This window comes from Streptococcus sp. 20925_1_77 (assembly GCF_041432125.1).
Classification (GTDB): Bacteria; Bacillota; Bacilli; order Lactobacillales; family Streptococcaceae; genus Streptococcus.
In genome coordinates this window covers 1-23331 of the sequence record NZ_JAPVZB010000022.1, presented here as the reverse complement: position 1 = coordinate 23331, position 23331 = coordinate 1, and the positions used below count along the sequence as shown (strand labels likewise).

Sequence of the window (23331 nt, the reverse complement as noted above, 5' to 3'; positions counted from 1 at the left end):
TGTCCGGCCTCTTTTTCTTTCTTAAAAAGTTATTTTTTAAGCTTTGTTCTGTTTGCATTTTTCTACATAGAAGGCAAGTCCAAGTGCACCAATCAAGATACCACCAATAATGCCAACCATTGAAATGGTTTGTCCAGTAGATGGCAATTTCTTGGTTTCTGTTTTTACCTCTACCTTAGCTGCTGATTTGTAGACAACTCCATAAGATGAGAAGTGATTGGTTGTGAAGGTTACCTTGCTCTTGTCTTCATTCAAGCTGAACTGGTAGGTTTCAACCTTGCCATCTTCTCCAATACCTACAACAGATTCTACTTCTTTCGTAGGATCAACTGGCATGGTCACCACAGTTGGGCTGAATTGATGAACGACTCCATTTTGATTTGACAATTGAATGTCGTAAATCTGATAGTCTTTACCTTTGAGGGCTTGAACATCCTTCAATACAGAAGTTGCCAAATTAAAGCCCCCTTGGGCAAAATCTGGATTTTGTAAGGTGATTCCAGTAACAGGATCTACTAAAATGTAGGAATTCGTCGGTAGAACTGGACGATTGTTTGTAGTTGGAGCAGGAACAATCGTAGTTGATGAGTTTCCATCCTTGCTCGGTTCGGTACTTGGCTCAGTTGGCTTGGTTTCATCCTTGCTCGGTTCGGTACTTGGCTCAGTTGGCTTGGTTTCCTCCTTGCTTAGTTCCGTACTTGACTCAGTACTTGGCGTTGTTTCTGCCTTGCTTGGTTCGGTACTTGACTCTGTGCTTGGCGTTGTTTCTGCCTTGCTTGGTTCTGTACTTGCTTCAGTGCTTGGGGTCGTTTCTTCCTTGCTTGGTTCTGTACTTGCTTCGGTGCTTGGGATCGTTTCTGTCTTACTTGGTTCCGTGCTTGCTTCGGTGCTTGGGGTTGTTTCTGTCTTGCTTGGTTCTGTACTTGATTCTGTGCTTGGGGTCGTTTCTGCCTTGCTTGGTTCTGTACTTGCTTCGGTGCTTGGGGTCGTTTCTGCCTTGCTTGGTTCTGTACTTGCTTCGGTGCTTGGAGTCGTTTCTGCCTTGCTTGGCTCCGTGCTTGCTTCGGTGCTTGGGGTTGTTTCTGTCTTGCTTGGCTCCGTACTTGACTCTGTTGGATCCTTGTAGTCATCTGGTAAAGATGCACGGTATGGATCATCTGTACGACCTGCTTCTTTAAGAGTTGCAGACAATTCAGACTCATATTGCTTGAATTGTTTGAAGAGACGTTCAGACCGAGCTAAAGCATCCTCAGTCACTTTATCTTCAACTGCTTTTGCTGCAGCTTCATCAGCTTTCAAGGCAGCGTATTTTGCATCGCTCACTTTTTGTTCAATAATGAGCTGTTCTTCTAGTGCTTTCCAGTGATTTTGAATCGATTTTCCAAAGAGATCTTGGTTGTGGATGGCCATTTGGTCGATGTGCCAAACTGTCCAATACCATGAATTTGGATCATAAGTAGCCGTTTGAGGTTTAAAAGCTTCATAAGTATCTTTTACATTTCCATAGAATGGAACATAAGGGGTATTCCGTGAAGGTCCCATGCCGAGCCATACAGTTCCACCAAATGATTTTGGAAGGTTTGGATTGATTTGATAGACATGGGCATCGATGACGTTTTCATTTCCTAAAGCATATTTGTATTGGTCTTTCCGAACAGTATCGTTACTTCCATCATCACCTTGTTTCTTAACACCAATTTGATCATCTGGTACGAAGCGACCATTTAAGTGTTCAAAGCGATTCCGTTGCATAGCAAAGGCATCTTCTAAAGTAAATTTCTTATTCGGATCAGTTGGTGAACGGAAGAGTTCGTATTCATCATCTTCATAAGTCACTTTTGAATTTGGATCTAAAAGGGTGATTCCTGCATAGGTCCGTGAGCGGTCTCCTTCAGCATATTTTTCTGGTCCATAAGATTTAGCGATATGGAAGTTACCATCTTTGTCTGTCTTGTAGTTACCAGATTCTTTGGCCACTTTTTCAACATCTTTCGAAGCGATCACATTTTCCTTGTCATTCAAATCCACATGGCCAAGGTAGTAGGTATTGGCAAAAACTGCATATTTATCTTCTGGAACTTTAACAGCTACATATTGGTGTCCAGAAAGAATTTCCATGTACCAAGTTTCTTTCTGGTCCGCAATAACAACTGTATTCCCCTCAGCTGAACCTTTTTCTTCAATGACTTTAGCCAGTAATTCAACCCCTTCACGGGCAGTTTTAACACGTGGCAAGATGACATCTAGCATAGCTGCTTCTGGTAGGCCATTCTCTTTCAAAGGATCCGTTGACAAGACTTTCTTATTTGGGATCGCTGTTACTGTCGCAGTCATGGATACACCGGCTTCATTAAAACCGTGTTCCCCGAAAGCACCGTTACTACCGTCACCACGAGCAGAGTCATAGGTCGCGGTATATTTCATTTCACTGGCAGCATGCGGGTAGGTGAATCCGTTGGATTCATCCTCGATCTGATCTCCCTCGTTATAAGTCTTAGCATCGACCACAACATAGTTTTTGTTGTGTTTTCCACCATTTGGATAATAAGGGTAGTCCTCTGTCCGACCAAAGAGAGTGGTCCCATCCTTGGTCAATTGACGACCAATGATAAAGCCACAACAGGCTTGAACGGCTTGAACTGGTAGGAGCAAGAACGTCATCGCTATCAAAGCTAGTTTAAACAACCATTTCTTCATGGCAAATCTCCTTTATGTTTGAATGTTCCTTTATAGAAAAAGGGAGCATCCCTGATTTTTTATACCTTAAGTCTATCTTTTTTTTACCTCTTTTGCAAGCGCTTTCTAATTTGCGTTTTTATACCTTTTTACCCATGATTACCTTCTCTATGGGCCTACCAATAGTGGGTTCACTCGGCTCCTGAAAGTATATTATAATAAATATATACAATTCTTTGCATTTCAAACAATTTTCTGTTAGTTTACGATTTCGCTACATTTTTCATGAAAAAAGGAGGCTGGGACAAAAGTCCTGGCCTCTCAATTGTTTTTGGATTGTCGAGCAAGACGCAGTGGTTGAGTGGGCTCTACTACGCTGATTTCATCAGCTTTTACAGCCCTACTCAACTGTGCGGAGGTGGGACGACGAAATCGAATTCTAACGAATTACCGATTTCTGTCCCACTCTCTCTTAAAATAGATTCAAGATTTTACCTAAGAAATAAAGCAAAAGTAAGAGATAAGATAGGGCTGCACTCATCTGATAGGTTCGGTTCATAAAGCGAGCTTCCCCTCTTACTGGAAAGACATAAGCCAACATCACCCCAGCTACTAAGCCACCGATGTGCCCCGCCATACTGATTCTTGGCATGAAGCTAAAGATCAAATTGACCAGAATCAAGCTGGTATAGGACTGACTTAAGTGACGAATATAGGGACTTTGGACAATAAAGCGCAAAGCACCAATGGTCCCAAACAGTCCAAAGAGGGCTGTAGAAGCGCCTGCTGCAATCACATCTGGCGTAAAAATAGCAACAAAGACATTGCCCATCATGCCGGATAAGAGATAAAGAGCTAAGAAAGCCTTGGATCCAAAGAGATCTTCTGCCAAACGTCCCAAGTAATAGAGGGTGATCATATTGAGCACAAAATGTTCTAGGCCGATATGAACAAAAGTAGCTGTCACTATTCGCCATAACTGGCTAGGATCGACTTTCACAGCCTCTCCAATAATACCACCGCTATAGTAAACAGCAGCACCCGTTTGGTAGTCGCTTCCAAATCGGATAAACATGGAAAGAAAGACTGCCGTTGTGACGAGCAACAAGAGGCTGGTCACAGGATAACGACGATCAAAGAGTAACTTCATAGACTAGCACCTCCTGAACGGCCTGATCAAAAACATCTGGTTGGAACTCCTTCTGCTGGATGGAATAAATCGTACTCACCGTTTTCCCAGTATAATCGGCTAAATAACGATCATAATAGCCACCACCATAGCCAATTCGGTAGCCTTTTGACTGGAAGACCAAGCCCGGTACATGGATCAGATCAATCTCTGACTGATCCACAAGCTTGCCCTGTTCATTGGGCTCCAGCAAACCAAAGCGTGTCTTTTCCAAAATATTAGGATCGTATTCCACAAATTCCATCCGTCCGTGTGGATAGGTACGGGGAACACAGATGCGTTTTCCAAGTTGAAGAGCGGCTTGGATCAAGCCAGCTGTGGAAACTTCATGGTCAAAAGACAGATAGGTCGCAAGGGTCTTTGCCTCCTGAAAAGCTGGTAGCTCCAAGAGGCGCTGAGTCAGCTCTTCATCTGCTTGAGTTTTCACGGATTCTGGCAACCGTTTCATGGCTGCTATGGTTTCTTTTCGTAGTGTTTTCTTCATTCCCTACTCCTTTTGTATAGCTTTAATTGTATCATTTTTTATGAAACATCCGAACAGTTTGCACACGAGAAAATAAAAATCCAACTCCAGGCGGAGTTGAATCAATCCCTTATTGGTTGGCTTTCATTTTCAAAAATTTGCCAATGTTTTCCACAGCAAAGGGAAGAGCAGCCTCATTTGGGCTCATCTTCGGATGGTGCAGGGCATAAGGGGTATCAATCCCCAACCAGAACATGACACCAGGGACCTTGCTCAAGAGAAAGCCAAAGTCTTCTCCTGTCATCGCTGGCAAGATATCTATCAGGTTCACGTCTTCCTCAGCTGTGAAAAAGTCCATGAGTTCTTTGGCCAACTCTGGTTGATTTTCCACAGGCAGGTAACCTCCTTGCTTGAGTTCCAGATCTAATTCTACATCAAAAGCGGCCGCAACCCCTTCCGCAATCATTTTGACCCGTTTTTGAGTCAGTAGGTTCATCTCCATAGTCAAAGTCCGGATGGTCCCATGAAGGAAGGCGGTCTCAGCAATCACATTATTGGTGGTTCCTGCATGCATGGAACCAAAAGTGACCACTGCCCCTTCAATCGGATCGACATTTCGACTCACGACCGATTGGACTTGGGTAATGAAGTAAGAGGCTGCTACAAGAGCATCATTGGCCTCATGTGGAAAGGCAGCATGCCCTCCCTTTCCTGTAAAGGTGATCTTGACTTCACAGGTCCCTGCAAAAAGGGTACCGGTATTGGTCGCAATGTCCCCCACCTTCAAATCGGGGCGTACATGCAGACCATAAAATTCATCAGGAAGCCAATCGCCAAAAGCATTGTCCTTGTACATGAGCATCCCACCTGCTTCATTTTCTTCAGCTGGTTGGAAAAGAAAGAGCAGGTTATTTTTGGGTTGCACTTGAACCAATTGATCCAAAAGTCCAAGGGCTGTCGTCATGTGCATATCATGACCACAAGCATGCATCCGTCCTTCGTGCTTGGAGGCAAAATCAAGGCCCGTTTGTTCCACAATCGGTAAGCCATCGATATCTGTCCGCCAACCAATAGTTTTTTCAGGTGCAGCCCCATGGAGATACACCAGGATCCCGGTCCTCCAAGTCCGTTGCTCTACAAAGTCCTTGTCTGCTGTAATCTCTGCGATTCGCTCTAAGAGGTAGGCTTGGGTTTCAAATTCTTCCAATCCAATTTCAGGGATTTGGTGCAAATCCCGTCTGATTTTGATTAAGTCCAATGTCATCGTTGTCTTCTTTCTATTAGAAGAGGCTGAGACAAAAGTCTTAGCCTCTCAATTGTTTTTGGATTGTCTAGCAAGACGCAGTGGTTGAGTGTGCTCTACTACGCTGATTTCATCAGCTTTTACAGCCCTACTCAACTGTGCGGAGGTGGGACGACGAAATCGAATTCTAACGAATTACCGATTTCTGTTCCACTCTCATTTCTATCTTACAAATTGCGCAAAGCGTCTTCCAAGGCTGTTTTTTGTTGTGTTTTTTCGTCAATTTCCTTGATGATGCGAGCTGGAACACCAGCTACAACCACATTTTCAGGGACATCTTGAGTAACGATCGCTCCAGCGGCAACGACTGAACCGTTTCCAACTTGAACTCCTTCAATCACAACAGCGTTGGCACCGACCAAGACATTGTCACCAATCCGGACAGGCTCAGCAGAAGCTGGCTCAATGACACCCGCAAGAACGGCACCTGCACCGATGTGGCTGTTTTTACCAACTGTTGCACGGCCACCAAGAATAGCTCCCATATCGATCATGGTTCCTGCACCGATTTCAGCACCAATATTGATGACAGCCCCCATCATCACGACAGCATTGTCTTCGATGGTCACTTGGTCACGAATAATAGCACCTGGTTCGATACGCGCATTTAGATAGCGCTTATCCAGCAAGGGAACAGCTGAATTACGGCCATCTTGTTCCACCACATAATCCTTGTTCTCTGTCAAGTTGGCAAGAAGGGGCTCGATATCTTTCCAGTCACCGAACAACACATTGCCAAGTTTCGTAACAGAAGCAGGAACAGCTGTTGCCAATTCCCCTTCAAAGGTTACTTTCACATTTGTTTTCTTTTCTGCATTTCCAATAAAAGCGATAATTTCTTGAGCAGACATTTTTTGTGCTGTCATAAGATTCTCCATTCATTTCAATTAAAGGTATCCATATTATACCACAATCCTAGTGAGATGAACACCTAAGGCGACGTGGTTGTAGCCAAATCCTCCAGGCCTGTCATTTCACTGATGGTGCGATTGCTTCCAAAGTCAATCGTAACGAAACGCGCATCAGACAGTTTATAGTAAAAGGTTAAGAAGGACTCTGAACTCATCATACTTGACCAAGAAACACGACTAGGAATTCCTACGGTATTCACAAGATCTGCATAGCTGGTTCCTATTTTAATATTGGCAAAATCCTCTCTGTTCAAACTGCCATTTTTATTGGCTAATCGCTCACTGTTTAAGTTCTCAAAATTAAGAGAAGATAGACGGCTACCAATCATATTTGAAAGTAAAACTGTTACGGAAGAAGGAGATCCTTCAGACTGATAGTCCAATTGTGTCATAAAAGGACTGACACCACCTTCTTGGTAGGTTTCTTCCCCACTACTAGCCTTCCCCAGTACAGCTACCACATCCTGCGGAGACAGATAAGTTGAAGAGGTACGGCCTTGATCCTCCTCACTTAAACCAGGAATCAGGGAAATCGCCTTCTCATAGGTCACTTGAAACTGAAATTCACCTTCCGGTGCAATCAAGGTACTCGTACCACTCTTCAAGGTTTCCTTTCTGGTTCCATAAGACCGACCAGTGCTTCCATATTCACTAGTAGTAGAAGAAGGAGCTTCCTCACTATGGATACCTCCTGAAGCCAGATAGGCAAATAATCCCAGCATGGCCAATAATCCAAAAAAGGCTGCTAGCGAAGACCCTCCACTATTAGAGGAAGGAGAGTAGGTTTTCGTCCTATCCGATTGGGAGTCTAGCACCGTTTGCCTTGGTTCTGAATGCCTGCTTCCCCCTATTGAAGCCAGATCGGCTTCTGAAATCAAGCGACTCCCACCCTGGTGCTCTACTTTTTTCTCAGCTGAAGGAGACTGCCCTATTGTATCTTGTGCTGGTGTTTCTGACCTTGCTTCTTCTGTTAGTGGTGTAGCAAGAACGACCTGAGCTGATTCGTCTTCAGGTGTAGCAAATGAGCCTTCCTTTGGATCATACGATTCCTTCTTCACACCAATCGCTGGTTCGTCTTTTCGTTCCTCTTCTTGTTTCACCTCTTCCTGAAAAGCAGGGACTTCTACCACTTCTGGCTCTTTTGTGAGCGTATCTTCTAGCTTCTCAGGACTTCCTTTTTCTAAGGGTGCTTCTTTCGGCTGGCCTTTCGAAAACCGACTCTGGTGCTCATTTCGTAGATGCGACCAGTCTTTATTTCCCATTGTCCTCTCCTTTTATTTAAAATGCTTCGGCTGATTTTTTTACTGTGCTGTAGATGTAGAGGAAGCTGGTGTGGTCGCTACCTCTTTCGATTTGATATCCTTGATGGTTTGCCGGCTATCAAAATGGATTTGAACCGTTTGAGAATCCGATAATCGATAGGTAAAGGAAGGCGCTTCCCCGTAACCTAAAAGCCCAGATACATATATTTCATCCGGAATCCCTACCGTATTGAGTAGGTCTAAATAAGGCATTCCGACCTTGATAGTGGCAAAATCGTCCTTCGTCAAGCTCCCATTCTTATTCGCAAATCGGTCACTTTTTAAGTGTTTCAAACTTAAAAGAGAGATCCTGTAAAAGGCACCTGTTTTTTCAAGAAGAACCTTCCCATCTGCATCCTTTGATTGGTAATCTAATGTCAGCAAAAAGGGACTGGAACTGCTATCACTATACGTTGCTTCCCCACTCCTCGCTTTACCTAATGCTGCAACGACATCTTGTGGGTCTACCGTCCCAAAAGAGGTCTTTTTTTCTTCCACTGCAAAATTAGGAATGAGAGACATGGCCTTTTCATAGGTTGGCTGAAATTGAAATTCATTAGCTGAGGCGATATAAGAACTATTTTCACTGGTCAGATATTCCGTTCTGATACCATCACGTGATAAACCATTGATCCCCTCACTCGAAGAAGATGAAGAAGAGCTTTTATTAACTTCGTTTTGAAGCACAAACACAAAAGCCATTAACAAGGCGAACCACCCAAAAAATCGCAAAAGCGAACCAATCCCCTCTTTTGAGGAAGAAGGGGAAGACGCCATCGTATCTGAATGGCTTCTAGTATCCTGATGATTGTCCATCCCTATTGAAGCAAGGTCAGCCTCTGAAATCAAGCGGCTCCCACCCTGGTGAGAGGAAGCTGCCTTGATGTCTGTCCGTTGATCGTCCAATGATGTCTCCTTTCTTATACCAACACCAATTTCTTGGCTTTTTTCTTGAATTCCATCACCACTTCTGGCTGTCCTGGTAGCTGGTAAGTCGCGCGATAGCCCATTCCGCCATCTGGCATTTCCCCCCAGACCAATCGTTGGGGATTTCCTAGTTTCTTAATGAGCTGGGCGAATTCTGTACCTTTTTTCTCTTTTTCAGTAGTGATTTCTTTCTCACTGTTTGTCTTCTCTTTTACATCCAACAAATTCGTCGCATCCACCATCGTCAAGCGATACCCCTGGTCTCTTTCCTGTTCAAACCACAAGGTCACACTTTTCTTGCCCTGATCGGTTTGCTTAGCCGCATAGGTTAAGACGAGAACCGTTTTATCCCCTTGGGCTGTCTTAGTGTAGCGAACTTTTTGAGCTTTTCCCCATTCCGTCACAACTGTTTCCAAGCGGGTTCCTGGTTGCTGACTCTGCTTGAGACGAACTTTCAAATTCGCCACAGCTTCGATGGTCCATTTAAACTGTTTGATTTCTTGTTCCTTGCTGACCAAATTCTTGTGATCCTTTGGCTGGAAATGAGTCAGTGTTTGGTCCTCCTTGGTATCGGTTCCTTGCTCTTGCACCTGGATGCTTGCAATCGCAAGTAAGAGCCCTAAAACAAAACACAAAAACGGCAACAAGAGTTCTTTTCGATTCTTTTTCATCCACTCGATCATCTGCTTCACCCCTTCTTCGTCAAACGATACTGACCAGTCTGGTCGCGTTCAAAGGTCAAAGAGACCAGTCCATCTGTCACCTGATAAGACAGGGCTAGGACTTGCTTGTCCTTTTCAGAGGTCAAACTAAGAGAATTGGGAAGACCTGATTTTTTCAAGACATCTTCTACTGCTATCCCCTTTTCCTTTTTTCCATCTAGCGTCTGATAGCCTGTAAAATCTGCCAGTTTTAAGTTCTTTTTGCTCTGATAGTGAGCCGACTTGGGCGCAAATCCTTGAATCGAGCTCAAATAAAAGGTATCATCCTGCCTTTGAAATTCTATGGTATAAGGATGAATCCCCTGCACAGGAATCCCATAGCCTAGCTGGACTTGCGCTCCAAAACTCGTATCTTCTTGTGTAAAACTCGCTGCTTTTCCAAATTTTTTGATGAAGGCAGACAAAGTCACCCAATTTTTTTGTGTCTTTCCTTCTCCCCTTGCAAGCTCTAATGACAACAAGTCTTCTAGAGCCGGCTCTTTTGAAGAAGGAGCGACAAATTGTTGGCTAGCTTCTTGCATTCGAGATAGGCTCAGCAAACGGTCTTTTGGCAAGGTTTTCACTGGATGAATCATAAACACCAAGCAAACACCAACCATAAAAGCCAGCAAAGCACTTGCAGCTTTTTGGAGGATCCGCTTATGATGTTCTATCCACTGTTTCATTTCTTCCATCCTTCATGCTCTTTCTATTCAAACTCTTTCTATTGTATAGAAAATTAGCGTATTTGTCTCGTCTTATCCCAAAAAAGAGGCGCTTGCCTCTTTCTTTTATTCATTGATTTAATAGCTGTCTTTACTGCTCAAGAGAAAATCTCCATTTTCTTGGCGAATAAAGGTCAAATCCACGTAGTCCCCATTTTTCTTTTGGAAGTCCATGACCAATTCTATCTCGTCTGAATCATCAGATGAACTCACCGTCAGATTGACTGCATCACCGTATTTTTCTAAAAGCTCTTTGTAAGAGGTCCCTCCAGCACCGGTTTCACTATCTCCAACCTTGAACCCATCTGCAAAGTTATCCTCAACCGTAAGATTTTTCCCAAATTGATTAAATTCAAATTTGACAAGCTGGAATTCTTTCCCTTTCTTAGAGTAAGTCGCTTTGACCTCTTTATTATAAGAGTTATCATCCCAAAATAATTTCAATTCTCCACTTTCAAATTGAACGGAGCTAGCTTTCCCATAAGCTTCAATCATTTCCTCAGGAGTCTCCCCAGCATCACTTCCTGTTAAAAACTGAAGTTGCTCGATATCAGACTGTTTCCAGCTAAAATCAACTTCCGCGTCTTCTGCGGTCAATTGATCCAAATCGATATTGGAAGACGAACCAGACTGGTTACCTGACCAAGAAGTCTGCTTTCTAGATGATGACGTGCTAGGGCTAGCATGACCAATCAAATGGCCACTGACTCCACCGATAAGAAGCCCAACTAAAATCCCAAGGGCAAAACGAATCGCCTTCTTGTCTGCAGTATCCATCGGTCTTCCAACAGGAGAAAGAGGAGCTTGTGGAATAGGTGTCTCAGGAACAGGCACTGTTTGCGGACCAATTGGTTCAGCTGCCATATTTTGAGGAGCTTGAGGTGCAGGTTGGAATGGAGGAGTCGGTTGGGGAGCAGCAACTACATCCGGATGTTCTCCAACAGTTGCTTCATCCACCTTTGGAAGCTCCACCGTTTCTGAAATAACTGGCTCGTTTGCCTCTTCTTTCATTGCTTCCGTCTCCGTCACTGAAAGGCCACTAGCTTCTGGAACGACCAAGTCTTCGGCTTCTTCTTTTGGGACAAAGGCTGGCGCAGCCACATCAAATTGAGGCGCACCCTCTACGGGAGTATGTTTCATAAATTGTTCTTGATCTTTCTCGGACATTTCGAATTCTCCTTTTTATTCTTCTCTTCTACTATAACATAAAACCAAGCAAGGACCAACTCCTGTCTTGATAGACTAAAAAAGATCGGAGAGATATCCGACCTTTTAGAAACTTATCTTAAAATTTCTTGCGAAGGGAGACAATAGCAATCAGTTAACCATATGATTGAGAAACATAACTAGATCGTGTTTTTATAATTGATTCCAGGGGACAAAAATATGAGTTTGTTTAGCAAGTAAAAAAACGACCTCTTGCGAGATCGTTTTGTCTATTGATTAAAGACGAGCGTTGAGTTCTGCTCCAAGTTCTTCAAATCCTGGTTTACCAAGAAGGGCAAACATATTTTTCTTGTAGGCTTCAACACCTGGTTGGTCAAATGGGTTGATCGCGTTCAAGTAACCTGAAAGGGCGATGGCCAACTCGAAGAAGTAGATGGCATAACCAAGAGTGAAGGCATCTTGCTCAGGAAGAGTTACGTACATGTTTGGCACGTCACCGTCTGTGTGGGCAAGAAGAACACCGTCAGTTGCTTTTTTGTTTACAAAGTCAACGTCTTTCCCTTGAAGGTAACCAAGTCCATCAAGGTCTTCTTCCAATGTAGGGATGATCACGTTCTTACGTGGTTTGTCCACACGGACAACTGTTTCTAACATGATACGAGTTCCTTCTTGGATAAATTGACCCAATGAGTGCAAGTCTGTTGAGAAGTTTGCTGAAGTTGGGTAAATACCTTTTTGGTCTTTTCCTTCTGTTCAGGCACACCTTATGGATGCATCTGCTGGAAATTCCCTTGCACTGGCTGGCTAGTTTGATTGACTTCAAGCTCTTTGCGCTTGACCTTGACCGTCTTTTTCTGGCATGCTTTTATCCTTATAAATTTTGTTGATTTGTCATATTGCGAAAACATTGAAAAACAATGACAAATTTTACAATATTAAAACATAAATTATTTTCCCTATCAAAAAGGGAGTGGGAAAGAACTTCAAACAAGTTAAAAAGTTCATCTTCCCACCCCCGCACAGTTGATCAGGCAATCTTTGGGGCTTAAAAAGCGAAGGAAGATGCCAATCAACCACCGCGTCATCTATTTTTTCTAATTTAGACCCAGAAGCCTGGACTTTTTGTCCAAGCTCTGAATCAATTTTTTTGACTTTTATGTTTCTAAATTGCTTGATTTTAAATTTTGTTATGGTCAAGCAGTTTCGAAAATCTGAATGGTAGAGTCCTTTTCAATTACTACTGCTTGGTCTGCTGCAACATGGAGAGTGCCCGGCAGGCTGCCCTCTTTTGAACCATCAAAAGAAATCGTGATATGGCCCAGTCCAGTTAAATTTTTTTCTACTACATTTCCTACGGCAGTAATCGAATATTCCTGACTATCTACCACCAGCTTTCCACCTTCTAGTATTGCACCTAGAAGATTTTTGTTATCGATTTTAAAACAATACTCTGCTAAGTCTTCCGGAGCTTCTTCTCCAAACAAAATGAGCATATTGGCATCTTGAATCATATTCTGAGCTTCAGGCCCCACTTGAATTACTTTAGCTTCAAAAATTTTCTTCATCTAATTCCTATTCATCCTTTCTCAAATCTGTCATAAACTTATGCTTATAGATAAGTTTAACATAATAGTTGCTATGTTTACGTGCATCTATCAAAGGTTTACTGATAAAGGCCAATACTAGCTATCCAAGCTACTAGCACCCGCGGAACACCATTGAGAAAGCGTGAATAAAGCACAGAAGGGACACCAACCTCAACTGTTTCAGCCTTGGCTTCAGATAGACCGAGTGCTACAGGAATGAAATCACAACCGTTTTGAGTGTTGATAGCAAATATAGCTGGCAGAGCCATTTGGGGCGGAATATTCCCTTTGCCGATTTCAACTCCAATTAAGGTTCCAATAATCTGACTGATAACAGCTCCGGGGCCTAACAAAGGAGATAGGAATGGCAAGGAACAGATAAAGCCAATCAAAATGAGTCCCCAGATGTTCCCAGCTAGGGGAACCATTAATTTTGCCAGCCAATTTCCAACACCTGAACCTTGAATAACCCCAATCAGCAAGGAAACAAAGGCCATGAAAGGAATGATCGTGTTGAGCATTGTTTGGATGGCTTCACGAGCAGCCTGGTTGAAAGTCGCAACGACCTTCCCAGCGCCCATCCCAATTCTTGCTACAATACTTGTTTCAGCTTTTTGCTCTGTAATTTTTTTACTAGTATCGTAAGTTGGCTTTTCTGTTACCACAGTTGTCGCTTTTTCGTCTTCATTAGCAGCAGAAATTTGATTAAGGCCAACTGCTGACACATAGATTTCCTCGGTTATATATTGAGCTAGAGGCCCACTTTTCCCTGTAGCTACAATATTTATTGTAGGGATCCCCTTTTTAGGATAAATACCACAGCGAAGAGTACCGCCACAATCCACGATTGCTAAAGCAATTTCCTCATCTGGGATAGAAGTTTTAAACCCATTAACAGCTTCCATACCGGTCAAATCAGCAATTTTATCCACAATATCTGGCTTTTCTCCTCCGCCAGTGATATAGATGAATTTATGCTTAGCTTCACTAGGTGTAATGACCAAAGGTCCTCCGAAACCGCCATTTCCTTTAACAACTTTTATACTCTTATATGACATAATTTCACTCTTTCTATAAATCAAATGTTTTACTCAAGGTAACACCTTGCTGTTTTGCTACATAAGCAGTTGTAAAATCGGTCACCCAACCGCCTACAAAGTTCATGACAAGCCCAACAAGCATGTAACGAATGGCTAAGTCCATTTGACTTAAACCTAAAGTTTGAATTCCTGTTGCAATTCCCATCCATACAAACAATTCCCCAGGATTGATATGCGGAAATACACCATTTGAAGTATGGCAGAACTGCATCTGAGCTGCTACAAAACTAGGTTTATAATATTCTGGTAAGAAACGTCCCATACTGATTGCCATCGGATTCCCCAGCATAAAGGCTGAAATGAAAGGTAAAATCATATACCGGCTAACAGGATTTTTGGCAGAAATCTTAGCCAGGGAATTGACCTTCTCTTCTCCCAAGAAAGCGATAAGGGTATTCATTGCAATCAATAGCATTAAGACAAGCGGTACAATATTTGTCATCCAGCTAATAAAGGTTTCTCCACCTAATTGGAAGAGTTTCATAAAACTCTCTGCAAAATTTGTAATGTGATTCATAAGGAACTCCCTTTCTTATTTTTTTTAAATAACTGTTTAATAGATAATTGTAAGTAATTCGCATAAAAGCCGAATCCCAGAAAAGAATCAGATGAACTTGTCTCTTTCTCAATACCTGCCTCATGCCAAAGATAGACTTTTCTAGCATCTTCTATGGCTGATTGCATCAACTTATTTTCTTTTCTCACAAGAGGATTATACTTGTCAAAATAATGGATGTCTTCTCCAACATAATCGTCCATATTTTGAAAACGTGCTAAGATTGTGACTCCTTGCATTTTGCTAGCTTTAAGAACCCGACCGTTTTCATCAACCGCGAACATGACAATCGTACCGGATTTGATTCTTCCGGACTTCCTGCCAATCGCTACGCGCCCCAGTCTTCGGAGCATCGTATAGGTCTTATTGAAGTCTTTGAGTTGCTGCCAGCCGAGGAACATTTGAAATATATAAGCTGCCATGACAAATACAGCGAAAATTATTAGCGAATTCATTAAAATACTCCTTTGCTCTTAGAAAATGATAGAAACTCTGTCTCTGTTTCTACAGCCCTCAAAGCTTCTTTTAGAGAAGGCTCTCCTGCAATTCGAAAAATGTCGTCATACAATTCCAGCAATTCACTCTCCATTTTGCTTTCAATTTCTGAGGGAATGGCGACTAGAAAGATAAATTCAATCCAATCATCTCCTTTTTGATAAGGCTCTTCTAGCTTTCCAAACATTAAAATAGTCTTTGCATAACCCTGGTTAATTGTATGGGGGAAGGCAATTCCTCCACCAAAAATGGTTGATTGTTTTTTCTCCCTATCAATTATCCGATTTCTAAAACCTTCATCAATCATCTGAAGTTTCTCTAACTCTGCAACCATATTTAGCAAGTATTGCTGATAGGTTTTTTGGGGACTCAACCGAAGAAAACGTAAGCTGACTGTTTCTAGATTTTTTTGATGAAAAGCATTGGCCCTCTGCCATTCTTCCCGCAGCCATTGATCATCAAAAAGATGATTAACTTGAATGACTGGAGATTTAGAATCTTTATATTTTAGAGGAACTGTCGTAAAAATCGCGAAATAGTCCTGATTCAAATCCAGATTAAAATCCTCTTCAGAATACTGAGTAATGTCTACATCATTTCCAAGGATTCGTCTGAGTTGCTGAATAATCATCGCAGCAGTTCCTCTTCCTGTTGTGCAAACTACTGCTATCTGCTTGCGAGAACCATTTACAACAGAGTTTTGCTTTCTTAAAATCATTTCAAAATACAAAGCCAGATATCCGATTTCAGATAATTCCAATTCAGAACCAAAAATTGCAGACAGTTCTTCTCCAGCAATTTTCGCCATTTCAAAAGCAAAAGGATATTGAGTTTGAACCTCGCCATGGAATATATCATTAGCTTGCACATGGAAAATCAGTCGATTGATTAAGGGGCCTAGATGAGACTTGATTTCTTCAAATAATTCTTCATCATCAAAGTTAACCAACATTGTTTCTTTGACTTTCTTGACAATCCCTTGAAAAATGTTTGCAAGCTGTTCAGATTGATAAGACGGCTTGCTTAAAGTGTCAATAAAACGGATATTAAACGGAAAACACAAAAAGTCTATTTCAAACTGACTGAGGGAAATCTTATAAGTCATCTCAATATGATAGATTAATTTTTCAACCAAAGGTGTCTCTGTTAAATCTTTCCTATAGTAAGGAATAGGGCAACTCAACACCCTAGATGCATAAATACGCTCCACCATAATTGAAATTGTCTTTCGAAGGAGTTCCTTTGTTTCTTTCGGGATTTTATACTCCTGGAGTAGCGTCTCCAGAAAAGAAGATGTTGCCTCGGTGAGTGTCTTTCCTTCAAAGTAAGGGGCCACTTGGTGAATATAGAGCAAGCGCAAATTCAGCTCGGACCCCAAGACCTCCAGCCCACGGTTGGGCTTTCCTGAAATAGTGATAGAGTAACTCTCTGCCAAAGATTTTACTTGTTTTAAATCCTTATTAAGGGTACTTCTACTAACACCTGCCTCCTCAGCCAAGTCGTCAATAAGAAGAGGGGAGGTTGACTTAATTAAACGTTTTAGTAAATAGGCAATTCTTTTACTGGAAGAATTGAAGTCACTCTCCCGTTTTAAACTACCAGATAAAATCCTTTCCAACTCAGTATAGTCATACACCTCTAACATTAACTTATCATCTTGTGAGATAATCTGGATACTCGGAGCCAAAACATCATTTAATTGTTGGATACTCTTTTGCAAGGTTTGCATACTAATATCCAGCTCTGAGCGCATATCTACCAAGGAATAAGTTGGCTGTGAGACCATTTTTTCTAAAATGTTATACCATCGATTTACTATGGTCAACTCTCTTCCTCACCTTCATTTTTTTAACCGCGAGTTTTCCCCCCGGCAATATTTGTAGTGACTCCAGTTATATAGCTAGAACGGTCTGAAATATAGAATGCTACAAGGTCAGCTACTTCCCGTAGTTTACCACTTCGTCCCAAAGGAGTTGTTGAAGTTGAAGCATAACCAGCTCGAATATCTTCTACCGTCTTTCCACGGGTATAAGCAAGAGCTTCCTCATAAGAAAGAGTTCGAAGTCCCGTAGCTTCCATAATTCCTGGAGCAATTCCAACCACACGTACACCATGCTTACCCAGCTCTTTTGCCCATGAACGAGTGTAACTATAGACTGCTGCTTTTGTGGCAGCATAGGCACTTTGTCCTTCAGAACCTTCCAAGCCTGCTTCTGAAGCCATGTTCACAATTACACCTTTTCCATTTTTCACTAAAATACGTCCCACTGCCTGACTAACCAGATACAAACCTTTTTGATTAATCATCGTTACTTTTTCGAACGTCTCATCGTCCAATTCGTAAGGACCTTTAGGATTTTCTGCATCGATTAATAATCTAGGGATATTAATCCCTGCATTATTGACCACTGCATCAATATTGCCAAATCTTTCAACTATTTTGGCAACACCCTCTTCTACTTCAGAGCGAGAAGTTACATCAACTTTTACAAATAATAGATTTGGATGACGCAAATCGTTGTCGCTAAGATCGAAATTCGCTACATTGACACCTAATTCCAGCAATTCTTCAACGATTGCCTTACCGATCCCAGATGACGCGCCAGTCACAAGAACTGTTTTGCCTTTTATGTTTAACCAATCATTCATTTTGATACCTCTCAAATTTTATTTACAAGGCAATTATACAGCGCTTTCATAAAAGAATTAAGACACTCTTTTTTATACTGTTCAAAAAAATAATAAACTAATTATGAGGCTTGTACTAAAAAATCCACAAGAAATGAACTTGTGGATCTCTTTTTATACTCTAAATGAACTCAAGGCATATAAGAATCAAAGGCGTGCATTCAGCTCAGCACCCAGCTCTTCAAAGCCTGGTTTTCCAAGAAGGGCAAACATGTTTTTCTTATAAGCCTCAACTCCAGGCTGGTCAAATGGATTGATACCATTCAGGTAGCCAGAAAGAGCAATAGCCAACTCAAAGAAGTAAATAGTGTAGCCCAAAGTGAACTCATCTTGCTCAGGCAGTGTCACAAACATATTTGGAACTCCACCATCAGTGTGTGCTAACAGCACTCCATCTGTAGCTTTTTTATTGACAAAGTCAACATCTTTTCCTTGCAAGTAGCCAAGACCGTCCAAGTCTTCTGCCAATTCAGGAATCAGCACATTTTTGCGAGGTTTATCTACACGTACAACTGTTTCAAAGAGGATACGGGTACCTTCCTGGATAAATTGTCCCAGAGAGTGCAAGTCTGTTGAGAAGTTGGCTGAAGTTGGGTAAATCCCTTTTTGGTCTTTCCCTTCTGACTCACCAGCCAGTTGCTTCCACCACTCAGAGAAGTATTGTAGAGATGGTTCATAGTTAGCTAGAACTTCTGTCAGATAACCTTTACGGTACAAGATATTGCGTACAACTGCATATTGATATGCTTCATTTTCAGCCAACTTATCAGAAGCATAAGCCTTGCGAGCAGCATTTGCTCCTTCCATTAACTTGCTGATATCAGCCCCTGCAGCTGCGATTGGCAAGAGTCCCACTGCTGTCAATACTGTAAAACGACCACCTACACTATCAGGCACTACAAAAGTATCCCAGCCATTAGCATCTGCTTCAACCTTAACTGCACCTTTAGCGCGGTCTGTAGTTGCATAAATCCGTTTATTTGCTTCTTCCTGACCATACTTCTTAACCAAGAGTTCTTTGAAGACACGGAAAGCAATAGCAGGCTCTGTAGTCGTTCCTGACTTAGAAATAACGTTGACAGAGAAATCTTTGTCTGATACATAGTCTACCAAATCAGCCAAATAGCTTGAAGAAATAGAATTTCCAGCATAGAGGATTTGAGGTGCCTTGCGTTCTTCCTTGCTTTGTAGATTTACAAAAGAATTATTCAAGAAATCAATAGCTGCACGAGCTCCTAAATAGGAACCACCAATACCGATTACGATCAATACCTCACTATCAGATTGGATTTTAGCAGCAGCCTTTTGAATACGAGCAAATTCATCTTTGTCATATTCTTCAGGCAAGTTCAACCAGCCAGTCATTTCTGCCCCAGGACCTGTACCATTTCGCAGAGCAGAATCTGCAGCAGTCACTTGAGGCTGCATATAATCTAGTTCATGTGGTGCTACAAATTTATCTAACACCTTTGAGTAGTCAAATTTAATATGTGACATGTTTATCCTCCAATTGTTCTTTTCTTTTATGATAACGCTTTAAGAAAAAATAAGCAAGTGCTTTCACTATTTTAAAACGTTTACATTTTATATTCTATACTATTTTTCTAAATAAGCTAACCTTAGGACATAACCGAGAGCACTCGTTTGCGTAAGACAACAAATTTTAGGCCTATTGAGAAGAACAATTTTGATTGACAAGAAAACAAATACGCTTCTTAAGATTGGATGTCAGCTGAATTCATTTCAGGTCCGTTCAAACTAGATTCGCTGCTCCAATATTCATCTGCACCTTTTAGGCTTGATTCATTATACTTCGGAACCTAGTTCTCACTTTGTTCGAACTGCGTCAATGCACCTAAGTTCATCCGCGTCCGTTGGACTTGATTCACTAAGGGCTATCATAGGTTTACAGCTTTTTCCCTAGCGGGAAAAACTGCATCCATTGCTCTAGGATTCTTCTGCGTCCCTTGGACTTGACTCATCAAGAGCAATAGAAAAGAGCACACAGTTCACTTCGCTTAGGGCTGCTGGATTCCTCCCCTGACCCGCTTCACGCAGAACTGTTGCTCCGATAGGTATTATATCATAATTTGTTCGATTTGCAAAGGTCCGGTTTTTATTCTTGTGTTTCGGCCTTGGCTGCGAGCTTGGCTTGTTTTTTTCGTTCCCGACCTTGGCGGAAGAAGGTCTGCATGATGGCTGCACATTCTGCTTCCAAGATTCCTGTTTCCACTTCCACCCGGTGATTGAGGCGCTCATCTGTCAAAATGTCATAGAGACTCCCTGCTCCGCCAAACTTTTGATTGGTCGCTCCGTAAATCACCTGGGGAATCCGAGCTAGTCCAATGGCACCGCTACACATAACACAGGGCTCAATCGTGACAAAAAGCGTCGTATCCAGCAGGCGCCAGCTATTTTCACGCTGATTGGCCTTCTCGATCGCCATGATTTCCGCATGCATGACCGCCCGCTGCAGCTCCTCACGCGCATTATGTCCACGCCCGATAATCTGACCATCCTTGACCAAGACACAGCCAATCGGTATTTCATCATTGGCGAGGGCAATCTCCGCCTCCTTCAGGGCTTCCCTCATAAACATCGCTTTTTCCTCTATCGTGTAGTCCATCTCTTCCTTCTTCCTTTTAGTTTCTTTGTTCATTATACCATAGGCAGCTTACGACTCACAAAAAAAGCCGCCGATTGGGCGACTCTTATGGGAGATTATTATGAAAAAGTTTAGGAGGTTTAAACAAAGTTAGGAGGTCTTTGTTTATGCTTCTAGTATAGCTGGCCTATCTTAAATAAAGCTTAAGTTCTCTGAGTATTGATGATTTTGGAAATATCACCACTTAGAATCTCAAAAATATCTGACAAATTGCTGGCTTACTACTATCCGCTTTGTCGCAGAACCAACTATTGTGGCATCGCTCATCCTTTACGTAACTCAAGGATTTGGTCATAGCGCTCTTCTTCATCAATATGATGGGCTATTTCTAGTACCGTGATCGGCAAAGAAAAGATTAGGTCTCTAACCAGACGACTATTTTTTTCGTCCAAAGCTGATGTCACTTCGTCCGCTAATAAAATATCCTTCTCGCGTAAGAGAAAACGAGCCAACTCTAATCTGACACGCTGACCTCCTGAAATGTTTTCACCATTATTATGAATTTCTACATTCAAAATATCCTGAAATTCGTCTATTAAGCCAACTCGGTCCAATACCTCCAATAATTCATGGTCCTGAAAAGGCTGACCAAAAGTTAGATTATAGCGGATAGTATCGTTAAACAGGAAGGGATGCTGGCTAATTAAACCGATATTCCCTTGGAAATGACTCGTTATTTGATTTCCATCATACTGAACGAAAATGTCACCCTCATCACATACTTCTTCTCCTAAAATCAAGCGAAAAAGAGTCGTCTTTCCAGACCCGCTCGGTCCTTTGATTAAGACCTTCTGACCTACTGAAATCGTCGCCGTCAAATCAGAAAAAAGCTGACGTTCAGCAAAACTTTTTGAAATATGATTTAAGCGCAACGATTCGAGATTTTCAACAAATTGATCCTTTGTCTCTTCGAAATCAGGTTCTTCCTCGATAATCTTAAACAGGCGGTTCGCAGTCGGCAAGGCACCTTGGAGATTGGCTGCACTGTACATCAGAGTTTGGATCGGTTCTACCAGCATCCCCGCAGCAACATACATAGAGATGAGGCTTGTAATAGAAATAGAATTTCCCTGTAAACTCAAATAAAAGCCTAAAGCAAGAGGAACAACCTGACTAAAAAAGACCATAAATCCATTAAAGAAAAAAATAATATTATGTGTGAAACAAAATCTTTGGATGGCTTTTTGATATTCTCCGTTTAAATCATTCACGCGCTCTTCATTCAGCCTCATGGCCTGATTAATCCGTAAGGTTTGGCTGCCTTGCATACTATCCGAGACAAGCCCATGTAATTTCGTTCTAAGCTTGGACCAGCTGTCTCCCGAATCTTGTAAACGACGATTCATGATGAACTGAGGAATAGGTCTCATAATCGTAAAAATGACAAAAATAAGTCCTAAGAGAAAATTTTGTGAAACAATATAAATGGCTGTAACAAGGGCGACAAATCCCCAACTCACCATAACATTTATATTTTCCAAATAATTATCGCCCACATATTCCATATCTTGAGTTAGCAGACTAACTTTTTCATCATTGGAAAATTTAGGATTCAATATGACTTTCTTAAATAAAAGGGCACGGACACTTTTGTTGATTTCTCTTCGGAATATATTGTGCGAATGGTTTGAAAACAGCATCAGACTATAAATAACAAGATAGACAGACAAACCAAATAAAACAAAATTGAGAATTTTTCCATAAGAAAGGCCGTCTTGATCTAACTTCAAGGCCTTCGTTAAAATCAGAGGTTGCGCCAACACCAAACCACTATTCACAATACGCCCTAAAAAAATAGGAAAAAGATACTTCTTATCAATGTACTTATAAATATTTCTCATAATTATCATCCATCAAAATAGAGGGCTAGCACAATCCTCTTCTCTAATTTATTTAAAATCGTGATTATTTACAATCACAATTATAGTTAAATACTCTAGGTTTAGCATTCATTTTGTCATCGAATTTGTTATTCACTTTAACCTTCATGATATCTTCCTTTCATTCGTAAGAAAAAATGAATGATTGGTTTTAGTATTAAAATACAACGTACCATCATCAGTACTATATTTTAATATATATCGTGACAAATTCATATTATCACCTCTTAATCTGTGTGACTTAACCTGCAGTAAGTGTACACCGATAGAAATATTAAATCAAGCAATATTCAGCAGATTAGAAAAGTTCCAACTTTTAATATTTTGGAAAAGGTTATCCTATAAAAGCTGCAATTTCGCCAACTTCTTGAGCAATATAGGTGGCGCCGGCTTCTTCCAATTCTTCCCTGCTTCCAAAGCCATAAAGGACACCGATAGAATCAAGCTTTTGCGCTTGAGCGCCAAGCACATCGTGCTCCCTGTCTCCAATCATGATGGTATGCGCCAAATCTGTAATCCCATTTTGCTCCAAGGCATACTGGATAACATCGCTTTTTTTACTACGTTTTCTATCCATGGTCGCACCAGCGACAAAGTCAAAATAATCATACAAACCAAAGTGTTTGAGAATTTGAATGGAAAATTCTTCAGGCTTTGACGTAGCTACAATCAACTGTTTGCCAGCCTGCTTGAGAGAAGCCAGCAAGTCAGGAACGCCTAGATAGACCTCATTTTCATAAAGTCCTTTTTCGGAAAAATACTCATGATAGTAGTCAATGGCCTTTAAACATTCTTCCTTAGAAAATCCATAAAAGCGCTCAAAAGACTCCTGCAAGGGCGGACCGATGAAAACTCTCAATGCTTTCTTGTCTGGCACTTGAATCCCATATTTTCCTAAGGCATAGGCCACCGAGTTGGTAATCCCTAGTTCTGAATTGGTCAAGGTGCCGTCTAGGTCAAATAAAATCGTTTGATACATTTTTTCCTCTTTCTGCTTT

General features: G+C 41.6%; 20 protein-coding genes, 1 other RNA gene and 1 pseudogene. All 22 read right to left on the bottom strand.

The features are described from left to right. Positions 1-36 precede the first annotated feature (36 nt). The 22 genes and pseudogenes from O3626_RS09675 to O3626_RS09570 all read right to left on the bottom strand — a co-directional run bounded on the left by O3626_RS09675 (position 37) and on the right by O3626_RS09570 (position 23312). Complete coding sequence (locus O3626_RS09675; RefSeq protein WP_371496635.1) at positions 37-2697, bottom strand: C69 family dipeptidase; 2661 nt, start codon at positions 2695-2697, stop codon at positions 37-39. A gap of 451 nt (positions 2698-3148) precedes the next feature. Next, entirely contained in the window at positions 3149-3826 is a 678-nt protein-coding gene (locus O3626_RS09670; RefSeq protein ID WP_371496633.1) for a rhomboid family intramembrane serine protease, read from the bottom strand. Next, the gene (locus O3626_RS09665; protein WP_371496631.1) at positions 3810-4349 is read right to left on the bottom strand and encodes a 5-formyltetrahydrofolate cyclo-ligase; all 540 of its coding nucleotides are present in this window, start codon (positions 4347-4349) and stop codon (positions 3810-3812) included. The genes O3626_RS09670 and O3626_RS09665 overlap by 17 nt, the downstream gene beginning before the upstream one ends. 109 nt (positions 4350-4458) lie before the next feature. Then, positions 4459-5592 (bottom strand): N-acetyldiaminopimelate deacetylase, encoded by a 1134-nt coding sequence (locus O3626_RS09660; RefSeq protein ID WP_371496629.1) that lies wholly within the window; start codon positions 5590-5592, stop codon positions 4459-4461. 206 nt (positions 5593-5798) lie between these two features. Continuing rightward, entirely contained in the window at positions 5799-6497 is a 699-nt protein-coding gene (gene dapD / locus O3626_RS09655) for a 2,3,4,5-tetrahydropyridine-2,6-dicarboxylate N-acetyltransferase (protein WP_003016885.1), read from the bottom strand. Positions 6498-6562: 65 nt separating this feature from the next. Further along, entirely contained in the window at positions 6563-7804 is a 1242-nt protein-coding gene (locus O3626_RS09650; RefSeq protein ID WP_371496627.1) for a hypothetical protein, read from the bottom strand. 39 nt (positions 7805-7843) lie between these two features. Then, a complete protein-coding gene (locus O3626_RS09645; RefSeq protein WP_150906654.1) occupies positions 7844-8749 on the bottom strand; it encodes a hypothetical protein in 906 nt (301 codons plus the stop codon). Between the two features lie 14 nt (positions 8750-8763). After that, positions 8764-9453 carry a hypothetical protein gene (locus O3626_RS09640; RefSeq protein WP_151191379.1) on the bottom strand — a complete coding sequence of 230 codons (690 nt, stop codon included), beginning with the start codon at positions 9451-9453 and terminating at the stop codon, positions 8764-8766. A gap of 5 nt (positions 9454-9458) precedes the next feature. Next, complete coding sequence (locus O3626_RS09635) at positions 9459-10166, bottom strand: hypothetical protein (RefSeq protein ID WP_371496624.1); 708 nt, start codon at positions 10164-10166, stop codon at positions 9459-9461. 108 nt (positions 10167-10274) lie between these two features. After that, positions 10275-11363: a hypothetical protein gene (locus O3626_RS09630; protein ID WP_371496622.1), complete on the bottom strand. Its 1089-nt coding sequence runs from the start codon at positions 11361-11363 to the stop codon at positions 10275-10277. 276 nt (positions 11364-11639) lie between these two features. Further along, positions 11640-12116, bottom strand: a pseudogene (gene pgi, locus O3626_RS09625) (glucose-6-phosphate isomerase); the annotation flags it as partial. 440 nt (positions 12117-12556) lie between these two features. Next, complete coding sequence (locus O3626_RS09620; RefSeq protein WP_008808177.1) at positions 12557-12928, bottom strand: PTS glucitol/sorbitol transporter subunit IIA; 372 nt, start codon at positions 12926-12928, stop codon at positions 12557-12559. A 98-nt stretch (positions 12929-13026) separates the two neighbouring features. Next, on the bottom strand, positions 13027-14007 hold the full coding sequence (locus O3626_RS09615; RefSeq protein WP_020992831.1) for a PTS glucitol/sorbitol transporter subunit IIB: 981 nt from the start codon (positions 14005-14007) through the stop codon (positions 13027-13029). Positions 14008-14020: 13 nt separating this feature from the next. Continuing rightward, positions 14021-14566 (bottom strand): PTS glucitol/sorbitol transporter subunit IIC, encoded by a 546-nt coding sequence (locus O3626_RS09610; protein WP_001015684.1) that lies wholly within the window; start codon positions 14564-14566, stop codon positions 14021-14023. Beyond that, entirely contained in the window at positions 14563-15060 is a 498-nt protein-coding gene (locus tag O3626_RS09605; RefSeq protein ID WP_001086645.1) for a transcriptional regulator GutM, read from the bottom strand. The genes O3626_RS09610 and O3626_RS09605 overlap by 4 nt, the downstream gene beginning before the upstream one ends. Further along, positions 15060-16886 carry a transcription antiterminator gene (locus O3626_RS09600; protein ID WP_371496637.1) on the bottom strand — a complete coding sequence of 609 codons (1827 nt, stop codon included), beginning with the start codon at positions 16884-16886 and terminating at the stop codon, positions 15060-15062. Before O3626_RS09600 ends, O3626_RS09605 begins: the two co-directional genes overlap by 1 nt. A 62-nt stretch (positions 16887-16948) precedes the next feature. Continuing rightward, positions 16949-17749 (bottom strand): SDR family oxidoreductase, encoded by an 801-nt coding sequence (locus tag O3626_RS09595; RefSeq protein WP_001000837.1) that lies wholly within the window; start codon positions 17747-17749, stop codon positions 16949-16951. 186 nt (positions 17750-17935) lie between these two features. Then, positions 17936-19285 (bottom strand): glucose-6-phosphate isomerase, encoded by a 1350-nt coding sequence (locus tag O3626_RS09590; protein WP_008808173.1) that lies wholly within the window; start codon positions 19283-19285, stop codon positions 17936-17938. Positions 19286-19770: 485 nt separating this feature from the next. Beyond that, positions 19771-19866: signal recognition particle sRNA small type (gene ffs, locus O3626_RS09585), an RNA gene on the bottom strand. A gap of 38 nt (positions 19867-19904) precedes the next feature. After that, the gene (gene tadA / locus O3626_RS09580) at positions 19905-20414 is read right to left on the bottom strand and encodes a tRNA adenosine(34) deaminase TadA (RefSeq protein ID WP_049498606.1); all 510 of its coding nucleotides are present in this window, start codon (positions 20412-20414) and stop codon (positions 19905-19907) included. Between the two features lie 302 nt (positions 20415-20716). Beyond that, a complete protein-coding gene (locus O3626_RS09575; RefSeq protein WP_049498605.1) occupies positions 20717-22294 on the bottom strand; it encodes an ABC transporter ATP-binding protein in 1578 nt (525 codons plus the stop codon). A 373-nt stretch (positions 22295-22667) separates the two neighbouring features. Next, on the bottom strand, positions 22668-23312 hold the full coding sequence (locus O3626_RS09570) for an HAD family hydrolase (protein WP_003002091.1): 645 nt from the start codon (positions 23310-23312) through the stop codon (positions 22668-22670). Positions 23313-23331 lie beyond the last annotated feature (19 nt).